Annotated in this window: 11 protein-coding genes; 5 read left to right on the top strand and 6 right to left on the bottom strand. The window is 43.4% G+C overall.

Annotated features, from left to right (window positions below):
• Positions 1 to 141 precede the first annotated feature (141 nt).
• Positions 142 to 792: an HAD family phosphatase gene (locus ACFN7Z_RS15355; protein ID WP_010325837.1), complete on the bottom strand. Its 651-nt coding sequence runs from the start codon at positions 790 to 792 to the stop codon at positions 142 to 144.
• 182 nt (positions 793 to 974) lie between these two features.
• Here ACFN7Z_RS15355 and ACFN7Z_RS15360 point away from each other — a divergent pair, with 182 nt between their 5' ends.
• Entirely contained in the window at positions 975 to 1457 is a 483-nt protein-coding gene (locus tag ACFN7Z_RS15360) for an RNA pyrophosphohydrolase (protein WP_004692547.1), read from the top strand.
• Between the two features lie 81 nt (positions 1458 to 1538).
• Positions 1539 to 3836, top strand: coding sequence for a phosphoenolpyruvate--protein phosphotransferase (ptsP, locus tag ACFN7Z_RS15365; RefSeq protein ID WP_010325836.1), 2298 nt, complete (start codon positions 1539 to 1541; stop codon positions 3834 to 3836).
• Between the two features lie 6 nt (positions 3837 to 3842).
• On the opposite strand, the gene ACFN7Z_RS15370 is transcribed toward ptsP, so the two are convergent.
• Both ACFN7Z_RS15370 and ACFN7Z_RS15375 read right to left on the bottom strand, forming a co-directional pair.
• Complete coding sequence (locus ACFN7Z_RS15370) at positions 3843 to 4031, bottom strand: hypothetical protein (RefSeq protein WP_010325835.1); 189 nt, start codon at positions 4029 to 4031, stop codon at positions 3843 to 3845.
• 189 nt (positions 4032 to 4220) lie between these two features.
• The gene (locus tag ACFN7Z_RS15375) at positions 4221 to 4835 is read right to left on the bottom strand and encodes a LysE family translocator (protein WP_010325834.1); all 615 of its coding nucleotides are present in this window, start codon (positions 4833 to 4835) and stop codon (positions 4221 to 4223) included.
• Between the two features lie 150 nt (positions 4836 to 4985).
• Here ACFN7Z_RS15375 and ACFN7Z_RS15380 point away from each other — a divergent pair, with 150 nt between their 5' ends.
• Positions 4986 to 5438 (top strand): Lrp/AsnC family transcriptional regulator, encoded by a 453-nt coding sequence (locus ACFN7Z_RS15380; RefSeq protein ID WP_010325833.1) that lies wholly within the window; start codon positions 4986 to 4988, stop codon positions 5436 to 5438.
• A 282-nt stretch (positions 5439 to 5720) separates the two neighbouring features.
• Positions 5721 to 6857 carry a DUF389 domain-containing protein gene (locus tag ACFN7Z_RS15385; RefSeq protein WP_010325832.1) on the top strand — a complete coding sequence of 379 codons (1137 nt, stop codon included), beginning with the start codon at positions 5721 to 5723 and terminating at the stop codon, positions 6855 to 6857.
• Positions 6858 to 6863: 6 nt separating this feature from the next.
• Here the strand turns inward: ACFN7Z_RS15385 and ACFN7Z_RS15390 are convergent, their stop codons facing one another.
• Positions 6864 to 8516: an acyl-CoA dehydrogenase family protein gene (locus ACFN7Z_RS15390; RefSeq protein ID WP_010325831.1), complete on the bottom strand. Its 1653-nt coding sequence runs from the start codon at positions 8514 to 8516 to the stop codon at positions 6864 to 6866.
• Positions 8517 to 8594: 78 nt separating this feature from the next.
• Between ACFN7Z_RS15390 and ACFN7Z_RS15395 the strand changes: the two genes are divergently transcribed.
• Positions 8595 to 9212, top strand: coding sequence for a TetR/AcrR family transcriptional regulator (locus ACFN7Z_RS15395; protein ID WP_029574933.1), 618 nt, complete (start codon positions 8595 to 8597; stop codon positions 9210 to 9212).
• A 120-nt stretch (positions 9213 to 9332) separates the two neighbouring features.
• Here the strand turns inward: ACFN7Z_RS15395 and ACFN7Z_RS15400 are convergent, their stop codons facing one another.
• Both ACFN7Z_RS15400 and katG read right to left on the bottom strand, forming a co-directional pair.
• Positions 9333 to 9842, bottom strand: coding sequence for a hypothetical protein (locus tag ACFN7Z_RS15400; RefSeq protein WP_010325829.1), 510 nt, complete (start codon positions 9840 to 9842; stop codon positions 9333 to 9335).
• Positions 9843 to 9980: 138 nt separating this feature from the next.
• Complete coding sequence (gene katG, locus ACFN7Z_RS15405; RefSeq protein WP_010325828.1) at positions 9981 to 12173, bottom strand: catalase/peroxidase HPI; 2193 nt, start codon at positions 12171 to 12173, stop codon at positions 9981 to 9983.
• Positions 12174 to 12436 lie beyond the last annotated feature (263 nt).

Below are 12436 nucleotides of genomic sequence, written 5' to 3' on the forward strand. Positions count from 1 at the left end.
TAATTTTCCAAGATCAGCCTACCTCTAGCCCGATATTTTATTATCGCTTTACTCACTTTTCATTTTTTACGTCGATGCCTTTTAAATAAAAAAGACTGCCCGAAAGGAAAGCAGCCTTTTTAAACAAAGAAAGACAGATACTTAAATCGACCAGTCTTGAATTTCCCATGCCTGCTCTTTAGCCAATGCTTCTAGGCGGTCATCTGGATTGACGGCAATGGCATGGTCAGCATATTCAAGTAAAAAGCGATCATTGATGGAATCTGAATACGCCCAAGACTCGCTAACATCACGCCCTGCAAGCCATTGATCTAAACGCGTCAATTTGCCTTTTTGATAGCACGGCGTGTTGATCACTTTGCCCGTGTATTTACCCTCAACCACTTCAGCATTGGTCGCAATAATTTCATTAATCCCAAACTCACGGAAAATCGGTGCGGTAATAAAATCAGAGGTTGCGGTAATGCCAACCAAAGCATGTCCAGCATCGCGGTGTTTTTCAATGGCTGTAAAACCTTCAGGACGCATTTGCGGGCGAATCACTTTGTGCATGAACAGCTCATGCAGTTCAGTAAGGTAGGTATTGTCATGTTGGGTTAGAAATTCAAACACAAATTCATTATAGGCAATCGGGTCGAGCTGTCCTGCTTTGTAGTCTTCATAAAATTTATCGTTCATGGCGCGATGGCGAACTGGATCGACCAAGCCTTCATTCACCAAAAACTCTCCCCAAGAATGATCTGAATCGGTGTTTAACAAGGTGTGATCGAGATCAAATAGCGCCAATTTCATGAAAATACTCGTAAAAACTGAAATTTAAGAAAAAATTTGTAAATCTATCTCCGCTAGTCGATAGAAATTCGTTAAGATCATAGCAATTTTAACATTTTTAAACTTTGCTTTTTTCGAGTTGGATACAGAAATAAAAATCCCCGATCGCAAAGTCATAAATTACACAATATTTAGGTAGCCAAATGATCGATTCGGAAGGTTTCCGACCCAATGTCGGGATCATTTTGGCAAACGAGTTTGGACAAGTTTTATGGGCAAAACGCATTGGACACAATGCTTGGCAATTTCCACAAGGAGGTATCCAATATGGAGAAACCCCTGAACAGGCACTTTATCGTGAGCTGAGAGAAGAAGTTGGCTTACTGCCCGAACACGTCCAAATTGTAGCGCAAACTAAAGGTTGGCTGCGTTATCGTTTGCCGCACCGATACATTCGTACAGATTCCGATCCCGTATGTATTGGACAAAAACAAAAGTGGTTTTTACTCAAACTCACTGCTCCCGCTCAGAATATTCGTTTGAATTTGTCTGATCCGCCTGAGTTTGACCAATGGCAGTGGGTCAGTTATTGGTACCCGCTGGGGCAAGTTGTGAATTTTAAACGCGATGTATACCGCAAAGCGATGGTGGAGCTGTGCAATCAGCTCCCTCAAAAAAAGCCTTAAAAAATCTAGACGTCCTACAGATTTTTTAAGGATCTCTTGTTATAAATAAGTTGGACGCACATTATTTTTGGAGTAGACGCGATGTCGAATATGCAACTGGATACCCTTCGACGCATTGTACAAGAAATCAATGCGTCCACCAGTTTGCATGAATCACTCGACATTATGGTCAACCATGTGGCGGAAGCCATGCATGTTGACGTTTGCTCCATCTATTTACTCGACGAACGCAATCAACGTTATTTATTGATGGCATCGAAAGGTTTGAACCCCGATTCGGTCGGCCATGTTTCACTGCATACCAGTGAAGGCTTGGTCGGTCTGGTGGGTCAGCGTGAAGAAATCGTCAACCTTGACAATGCACCGAAACATGAACGTTTTATGTACTTACCTGAAACAGGTGAGGAAATTTATAACTCGTTCCTCGGTGTACCGGTCATGTACCGCCGTAAAGTCATGGGCGTACTTGTGGTGCAAAACAAAGAGTCGCAAGACTTTAGTGAAGCTGCGGAATCTTTCCTCGTCACGCTCTGTGCTCAGCTTTCAGGGGTTATTGCGCATGCGCATGCGGTGGGCAATATCGATGTATTTCGTAAACCCAGCAATCTACCTGCCTACAAAACTTTCCAAGGTGTCCCAGGTTCAGGCGGAATTGCCTTAGGTCGTGCTGTCATTCTCTATCCCCCTGCGGATTTGGCGGCTGTCCCTGACCGTGAAGCCGATGACATCAGTGAAGAATTAGAACTGCTGGATCGTGCCCTCACCTCAGTGCGTGATGAAATCAAATCGCTTGATGACAAAATGCAAGATGCCCTCATGGCGGAGGAGCGCGCCTTGTTTAGCGTGTTCTTACGCATGTTGGATGAAAATGCACTACCCGCGGAAATTAAAGAACAAATTCGTGATGGTAACTGGGCACAAGGTGCGGTGCGTATCGTCATCGATAATCACATCGATCTGTTTGAACAGATGGAAGATGACTATCTCCGTGAACGTGCCGCGGACTTAAAAGATCTCGGACGACGGATTTTGGCTTATTTGCAAGAAGCCGACTCCAGCCACCGTGAACTTACCGATGAAAGTATTCTGATTGGTGAGGAAATCTCAACCGCAGCCTTGGTTGAACTGCCCGTCGATAAAATTGCAGCCATCGTAACCACCGAAGGTGCCATGAACTCGCATATGGTGATTGTGGCGCGCGCACTCGGTATTCCAACCGTGGTCGGCGTGACTGAACTGCCGATTAATACCCTCGATGATGTGGAAATGATCGTCGATGCGCACCAAGGGCGTGTGTTTATTAATCCACCTCGCCGTTTACGTAGTCGCTATAAAGAAATTCAAAAAGAAGAAGAACTGATTGCCAAAGATTTAAAACAGTATGAAACTAAAGATGCCATCACCCCTGATGGTATGGCAGTCAAACTGTTCGTCAATACTGGCTTGATGATTGATGTGGTCCGTGGTGTACAGCGCGGTGCCAAAGGTGTTGGTCTATATCGCTCTGAAATTCCGTTCATGCTACGTGATCGCTTCCCAGGTGAAGAAGAACAGCGTGCGATTTATCGTCAACAGTTGAGCCACTTTGCCAACAAACCTGTGGTGATGCGTACCCTCGATATCGGTGCAGATAAGGACTTGCCTTATTTTTCAATTGAGGAAGAAAACTCAGCTCTCGGCTGGCGCGGTATTCGCTTTACGCTTGACCACCCTGAAATTTTTTCTTCACAAATTCGTGCCATGCTCAAAGCCAGTATTGGTCTCAATAACCTACACATTCTACTGCCGATGGTGACCAGCGTCAGTGAAGTAGAAGAAGCGCTGTATTTACTGGAGCGTGACTGGGTCGCGGTACAAGAAGAAGAACAGGTCAAAATCACCAAGCCAAAAATCGGGATCATGGTCGAAGTACCAAGTGTCTTATTGCAGATTGAAGAGTTTGCCGAGTTGGTTGACTTTTTCTCGGTAGGTTCAAACGACTTGACACAATACTTACTGGCCGTTGACCGTAATAATCCACGTGTCGCCAATGTCTACTCACATTTCCACCCTGCGGTTTTACGTGCGCTCACCCGCTTAGTCAAAGAGTGTCATAAGTACAACAAACCGGTCAGTATTTGTGGGGAAATGGCGGGCGATCCTTTGTCTGCGATCTTACTGATGGCGATGGGCTTCAATACCCTATCAATGAGCTCAAGTAACATTCTGCGTGTACGCAAAGCCATTTGTCATGTCCCAATGCCAGATGCGGTCGAATTGTTAGAGCGTGCCTTGAAAATGAGTAATCCACTCATTGTGAAAAGTCAGATGGAATATTATTTTAAAACCCATGGTTTGGCCGACATGGTCAAATCCGCAACACGTATTGTGACAGCTTAAAGGTCTTTAAACCCAAGGAACGGACATTAAAAAAGGGAGATAATCATCTGAATATCTCCCTTTTTTGTGCTTGTCATAGCCTCGTTTTGCATTTTTCTTTCGGTCTACAAAGACTTGGCTTTGGTTGACTTCATGCATGTGTTTAGCCACGAAGTTGTGAATCACAACTTTTGGCTCAGCTTTCTTCTTTGCCATTTTTTTCACCTTGTTGATGTGATCATCTCGCTGATGATGCGGTAGAAATTTTACGCCTTTTTGAACGTATTACAAGCGATTTTGGCTGAACCTATATCCCCCAACTCATGCGCTATTTTTCAATTCAATTACAGGTTATGGCAATGCTTTATTTTGCACTGCCTTTGATCCATATGCTTAAAATATCGCTTAGATATCAAACTGTTCTAACAATAAAATCATCGCCATCAACATCATCAATGCCCCTGACACTCGACTGACCACCCTAGCAGCCTGTGGGCGTGTGCCCAAAACTTTTTGCGCACTAAATCCAACCAAGAAATAAACAGCCGCGCAACTCATGAGATGAATTCCCGCCAATAAAACAATTTGAGAGGTGGGCGACAAAGCCGCTTGCGGGTCGATAAAGGGCGGCAATAAAGCCAAAAATAACAACAGGACTTTCGGATTTAAGCCACTTAAATAAACCCCTCGAATGTACCATAACTTTGAAGATGCAATAGCAATCTGATCGCTGCTAATCGTTGCAGGGCGCATCGACAGGCTCAGCCCCATCCACAGCAAATAAACAGCCCCAACACCCGTGAGTACTTGAAGCAATACGGGCTGACTGGTCACCAATGTGCCCACACCCGCAGCAACAATCAGTGCCGCCATCAAATGCCCTGTTAATAAACCGGTTACCGCAGGCAAGACTCTTTTTCCCTGTATCCCCGACGAAATGGCATAGGCCCAATCTATACCTGGGGTCATCACAAACAGGATCGAAACACCCCAAAAAGCAATCATAATATTCAGTGACATCCTTTTCCTCTCTTATCCATCACCGTTTTGAGGTTTGACCCAATCAAAACATGATCTGTATCAAATAATTTTGAAAGGATATCCTTTAGGCTCTAAAATGTGCTTTCAAATATTTGTGCAATAACACCTAAAAAGGGGAGATTCTTCCACATGGATAAAATTGATAAGAAGATTCTTGCTGAACTACAAGCCGATGGTCGTTTATCTGTTACGGAGTTGGCGCATAAGGTAGGGCTTAGCCTCTCTCCTTGTCACCGTAGAGTCAAAGCCTTAGAAGATGCAGGTATTATCAAAGGCTATCGCGCACAGTTAGATATTTCACAACTCGGCTTGAATTTCTCCACCATTGTTTTTGTGACGCTCAAAAATGGCGATAAAGATTCGGTGCAAAGTCTTGAAGAAGCGATTCTTAAGGTTCCTCAAATTGTGAAAGCGCAGCGACTTTTTGGTGACCCCGACTACTTGCTGCATGTCGTGACCTATGACTTGGAAAGTTATCAAAAACTCTATGATGAGCACTTGTCAGCACTGCCAAATGTGCAACGTCTCATCTCTACCATGGTGATGAAAAATATTATTTCCAATCGTAGCGTCTTGTTCTAACAAGACTATGCTCTAGGGTCAGCTAAACATCTGCAATTGATCTGTCTTTTTCTGAATGGCCTCGCGATTTCAATAAAATCTTTCCTGCTCGGTGCTAAAAAGTCCTTGTTAATGAATGATGTTCAGCAAAATCGAGAAGCCTCGCTTCAATAAAAAGAAAGTGGCTAGAACATATTCTAAATTGAAGCGTGAATCATATTATTTCTCACCATTTTTTTGTTTGCTTCCCTTGATAAAAGCGCTAGATTAAATCTTAATCACATACAAAATAAGAGCATCACCATGCCACTCGAAAAAGACAAAGATGCAACCATTGTGGTCAAAGATATACCTGACCAAGAAAAGTATGAGTTTCTAAAAGAAAAAATTCGTTATAAGCAGGCCTTGCGCGAAAACTCCAAAAAAATTGACCACCAAAAAGTCCGATTAAACATCCAAGCGGATGCACTGCCAAGCAAAACCTTTTTTATTATGAATGCCTTGGCTGCTGTCATAGCAGGCTATGGACTACTGTCCAACTCGGCTGCGGTAGTGATTGGCGCGATGTTGGTTGCCATGATGCTGGGGCCAATTTCAGGTATTGCCTTGGCTTTAATTGATAACCGATGGCTGCTGTTTAAAACCGCGTTGTCCACTTTGTTACTTGGCGTTGCCATGATTTATAGCATTGGGATCATTTTAGGGCTGGTGAACTATGACCTGCCCATGACCAATGAAATTTTATCGCGCACGCAGCCAACCATTTTAGATTTGATGATTGCTTTAGCAGGCGGTGCCGCAGGTGCTTTTGCCTCAGTATCCCCTCGCCTATCTGTGGCCGTAGTGGGCGTCGCCGTTGCGACGGCCTTAGTTCCGCCCTTGGTGGCCAGCGGGATTTTATTTGCGCATATGGAATGGAAAAACTCAGCCAATGCATTTTTACTGGCAGTGACCAACATCTTCGCCATTCAGATTAGCTCATCTTTAGTCCTTTGGATTGCAGGCTTTAGACGGGGTTCCACCGAAGAAGTACAGAGTAATGTCAAAGAATTTCTCAAACGTAATGCTGTTAGCCTAATGTTCTTGGCACTTTTAGGGATTTATCTCTCACTCAACTTTTATGCGCTGCTCAATACACGGCTGTACGAAAGCAGTACCGAGGCGACCATTAGCACTGAGCTGAACCATGCCAATAATATTATTGATACCATCCAATACGATAAAAGAGATGATTTCACTTTAGTCCGTGTCTCTATCCGTGGAGATATTCCGCCTAGCCCTGCGCAAATTGCAGCACTCAATCAAAAGCTATTGCCAGACTTGAACGATAACCCAAGCATTGTTCAAGTCCGCTTTATTCCGATTGATATTATTCAGGCTGAAGACAGCCCCAACATCAAACTCGAACAAGATGAAGCACAAAAGCTTTCCGTACAATAAAGAGCTTTAAGCTACAAATGCTCTATGCAGTAGTCGTTCTACGTCGGGTTGTTTCATCTCAAGCATCCCGACAACCCGACCATGAAATGGACTATAACGGCTTTGAATAAAGCCATCAGCCACATAGTCTGGTGCATGCCGTTTCAGCAGGACTGCTTGTGCCAAAATCACTAAACGGCTGACCAAACTGCGCCCCATAAATTGTAGTTCTTCAGGTGTCTGTTGGAACAACTGAAATAGATTTTGCAGCTCTTGTTTCAACTGTTCATCTTGCATAGCCGTGGTAGCCAAATCTTGAAACAGGATTTCAATCGACTCTACATCACGGCTGATAGCACGCAGCACATCCAAACACATGACATTGCCTGAGCCTTCCCAAATGGTATTGACTGGCGCTTCTTTAAAAATACGCGCCATGATGCCGTTGTCGACATAGCCATTGCCGCCAAAAACCTCCATCATTTCCCCTGTCAGCTCAACCGCACGTTTGCATATCCAGAACTTCGACGCTGGGGTCATAATACGTTTCCACGCCACAGACAGCGCATCATCCGTTTCATAGCAGTGTGCCAAGTGGAAACTGAGTTGCATTGCCGCTTCCGTTTCTAAGACTAAATCTGCCAGTACGGCGCGCATCAGTGGTTGTTCAACCAGAAGCTTACCAAAGGCTTTACGCTGACGGGTATAGGCAATGCATTGCACCAAGGCTTGTCTGAGCATGGCAGTACTGCCCACTGAGCAGGTTAAACGGGTGTAATTCGCCATTTCTATAATGGTGGGAATACCGCGCCCAGCGTCCCCAATCATAATGCCCCACGCCTCTTTAAATTCGACTTCCGAGCTAGAGTTACTTCGGTTGCCGACTTTTTCTTTTAAGCGTTGCACATGAATTGGATTCTTGGTGCCATCCTCCAGCCAGCGCGGTACAAAGAAACAGGCCAAACCATCTTGTTCCGTCTTTGCCACCACCAAATGCGCATCACACATCGGTGCAGAGAAAAACCATTTATGCCCTGTGAGCAAATAGCCTTGACCGCGTCCCGACTCAGCGACTGGTACAGCAATGGTTTCATTGGCACGGACATCTGAACCACCTTGCTTTTCAGTCATGCCCATGCCTAGCCAAATCGATTTTTTCTGGCTAATCGGTATATCACGTTCATCGTATTCTGTCGAAAGTAACTTATCGCCGATTTTAGCCCACAGTTCAGGTTCGCGTTGAATCAGTGGAATACTGCCTAAGGTCATCGAATTTGGGCACAAATTCCCACACTCCACCTGCCCTGCCAAATAAAAACGCGCTGCCCATTCGACCCATTTTGAGGGTGAATTGGGCTGATTAAACGGATGTGCGTGGGTATCGAACTGACGATTTAATCCCATCCATTTATGCCATGCGGGATGAAACTCGATAGAGTCTTTACGGCGTCCACGGGCATCAAAGGCATGTAATATGGGCGTATGCCTATTGGCGAGCTCGGCATAATCATAATATTCCGCTGAACCAACGGCTTTTCCCATCTCTGTGAGTCTTGCCTGATCCTGACTGCCATAACGAGTGAGAATTTCTTGTAAAACGGTATCGGTTTCAAACAGGTTATAATTTTCCAGTTCATCGAACTGATTACTGATTTGATGGGTCATCCATGCGGTATTCATGTCACTTTGCTCTTGTTATGCTGTACTTTTCATTTCAGTATAGAGAAAAATTGAGTCTGCCATGTTCAGCTTTGTGCTATGAAGAATCCTGAGATCCAAGTCCGCCGTAGGCCACGCCAATCCAGAGCTAAACTCACCCAAGAGGCTTTGCAAGAAAGTTTTGTTCGGCTTTTGCATGAGCGCCATGCGCACGAAATTACCATTCGGGAAATTACCGATGTGGCGGGAGTCGGTTTAGGTACCTTTTATGAGTACTTTTCAAAGAAGGAAGATTTGGTTGCATTGACCATTCATCAGCATGTGAAAACTAATGCGGAGCAGCTAAAAAGTTATGCACAAAGCCTGATGGAGTTATCCACAAAATTAACTTTTGAGTGCTATTTACAGCAGATTATTCACTTTCAGCTTGAGCAGATTCAGGCCCGACAGTTTCTTTGGGCGCAGACTTTTTTGCTTGAACGACAGGTTTCAAACATTGAAAGTTACCGTAAAAGTTATGCCATGATGGTGCAAATGTGGCACAGCATTCTTAAGCCTTATATTGATGATGAAGTACAACTTCAGCAAATGAGTTTAAATGTGCAACGGGTGTGTTATGGCTTTGTGTCGCAGACTTTACTGGTCGAGCCTGAGTTTGGGGAGTGGCATCAACTTGAAAAGGATATCCATCAAGGTCTGGTGAAACTTAATTTTTAATAAAAATAGGCTTTTTATTCATTTTCGCACTTACATTTAAATGATAAACATTTGATATATAAAACAATACTAAGCAGTTATTCCTATAAGCTATATTATGTTAAATTGAAGTTTTAGTAGCTAAAGATTTGGAAAGCGAATTTTTGTTTCAGCTTTTCTAATTTCATTACTGGTAAAAGAAATAGTTGTTCCTAGTGAATAAGCATAGATTCCTTGAATAGAATCATTAGATGATTCATATGAAATATAGAATCCGTTATCAACTCTATTCACCCATTCGAAATTCATTTTATATTTTTCAAATAGAAATTCGATAATTTTCTTTTTTAACTCTATATCATTTGTATCAATATCATAAGCGATGCAATGAAGCTTACCTTGCCATTCTTGAAGTGAAATAGATCCAACTGGGGTTGCGAATATATACCAGTTTGATTCTTTGATGAAATTCACGTTTGGAGTATGTTTTTCTAAATTGAATTTAGTCTGAATAGTTGAAAAATCTGAACCAATTTCAAATATAAACGGTTTTAGTACTTTATCTTGATTCAGTGTATTGGTCTCTGCATGTAATAAATTATTAGTAAAAAGTGAAATGAAAGCCATCAAGATCAAAAAAGCGTTTGACATAAGTAATTCTAAATTTAAATTTTCATAAAATGAATAGAATACATACTATACAAAACCAAACTTTTAAATTAAACAATATCAGCACCTTATAATCTATAAAAAACCGCTCTTTTGAGCGGTTTTTTATTTCAGTGATAACTACTTCACGTCAAAACGGTCTGCATTCATTACTTTCACCCAAGCCGCAACAAAGTCTTTTACAAACTTCTCTTTGTTGTCATCTTGCGCATACACTTCTGCATATGAACGTAAAATCGAGTTTGAACCAAACACTAAATCTACACGTGTCGCCGTCCATTTGGTTGCCCCTGTCGCACGGTCTACAATTTCATAACGGTTTTTACCCACGGGTTTCCAGTTATATTTCATATCCGTTAAGTTCACAAAGAAGTCATTGCTCAATACCCCCACGCGAGCCGTCAACACGCCTTCTGGTGTACCTCCATAGTTTGTGCCGAGTACACGCATACCACCGACTAGAACCGTCATTTCAGGTGCAGTCAAACCCAGTAATTGTGCACGGTCTAACAACATTTCTTCAGGCTGTACGCTGTAATCTTCTTTGACCCAGTTACGGAAACCATCATGCTTAGGGAGTAAATCTTCAAAAGAATACACATCTGTTTGCTCTTGAGTCGCATCACCTCGTCCTGCAAGGAATGGAACTTTGATATTCACACCCGCAGCATGCGCCGCTTTTTCAACGGCTGCCGTACCGCCCAATACAATCAAGTCCGCAATAGTGACTTTTTTCGCCAGACCCGCCTGAATTTCTTCAAGTTTCGCCAAAACTTTAGCTAAACGCTCAGGCTCATTGCCCACCCAGTCTTTTTGTGGTGCAAGACGAATACGCGCCCCATTGGCGCCACCACGGTAGTCGGAACCACGGAAAGTCCGAGCACTATCCCAAGCAGTATTAATCAATTCAACCGAAGTTAAACCGCTATTCAGCAACTTCGCTTTTAAGTCTTCAATTTCAGCTTCAGACAAAACATAATCGACCGATGGAATTGGGTCTTGCCAAATCAGATCATCATTCGGTACATCTGCACCTAAATAGCGGGATTTTGGTCCCATGTCACGGTGAGTGAGCTTATACCAAGCACGCGCAAACACTTCAGACAAGTAAGCTGGATCTGCATAAAAACGCTCTGAAATTTTGCGGTATTCAGGGTCCATTTTCAGCGCCATATCAGCATCAGTCATCATTGGGTTGCGGCGTACATTCGGGTTATGTGCATCAACAGGTTTATCTTCCTCTTTGATGTTAATCGGTTCCCATTGTTTCGCACCCGCAGGACTGGTGGTTTTTTCCCATTCATAAGTGAACAACAGATAGAAAAACTCGTTATCCCATTTGGTCGGGTGTGTGGTCCAAGCCCCTTCTAAACCACTGACCATGGTGTTCGCGCCATTGCCTGTACCTTCTGAGTTATGCCAACCGAGACCTTGGAATTCTACATCCGCGCTTTCGACATCTGCCCCTAATTTTTCGGCTTTACCATTTCCGTGCGCTTTACCTACGGTGTGACCACCCGCAGTGAGTGCTACGGTTTCTTCATCATCCATTCCCATACGGTCAAAAGTAACACGCATGTCTTGTGCAGTACGAAGTGGATCTTGGACGCCATCAACCCCTTCTGGATTGACGTAGATTAAACCCATTTGTACCGCAGCTAATGGATTTTCAAGCGATTTACGGTCTTGGTCATTGGCATAACGGTTTGCTGTTGGTGCCAGCCATTGACGCTCTTCCCCCCAATAAATGTCTTTTTCGGGTGCCCAAATATCTAGACGGCCTCCACCAAAACCAAAGGTTTTTAGACCTGCTTCTTCATAAGCCACGGTCCCTGCAAGAACGATTAAATCGCCCCATGAAATTTTGTTGCCATATTTACGTTTGATTGGCCAAAGCAGGCGACGGCCTTTATCGGTGTTGACGTTATCAGGCCAACTGTTGAGGGGTGCAAAACGTTGGTTCCCTGTGTTGGCGCCGCCACGTCCATCTTGTTTACGGTAAGAACCCGCCAAGTGCCATGCGGTACGCACAAACATCCCAATGTAACTGCCATAGTCAGATGGCCACCATTCTTGGCTGCTGTTGATGAGTTCACGAAGATCTTGTTTCACCGCTTCTAAATCCAATGATTTGAATGCAGCTGCATAGTCAAAATCAGGATCCATCGGGTTGGTTTTTTTATCGTGTTGCGACAGGATGTCGAGATTGAGCGCATTGGGCCACCAATCAGAATTATTGGTGCTGGCTAAACTCGTTTGTCCACCATCTTTCTGGTGAAATGGACAACCTGATGCTTGCATATTCTGTGTCATGTCGAGCTCCAAATTTGATCATCAAATTATGATTATCATGAACCGTTTAAAGTAATTATTACTGTTCTAACATAGCCCCTTTTGATGACAATCAAAAGCGAGTTTTACGAATAAAAACAATCGGATTCTTCTATGTAAATATTTAAGAAAAAAAGAATTTTAATTTTTCAACAAGATAAGATTCGATGAAAACACAGCAAAAAGAAAGGCTTTTTATGCGAGGTTGATGGGCATTTTCAATTGAGTTTATCGATTAAAACTTA

The organism is Acinetobacter sp. P1332 (genome assembly GCF_044057475.1).
Lineage (GTDB): Bacteria > Pseudomonadota > Gammaproteobacteria > Pseudomonadales > Moraxellaceae > Acinetobacter > Acinetobacter johnsonii.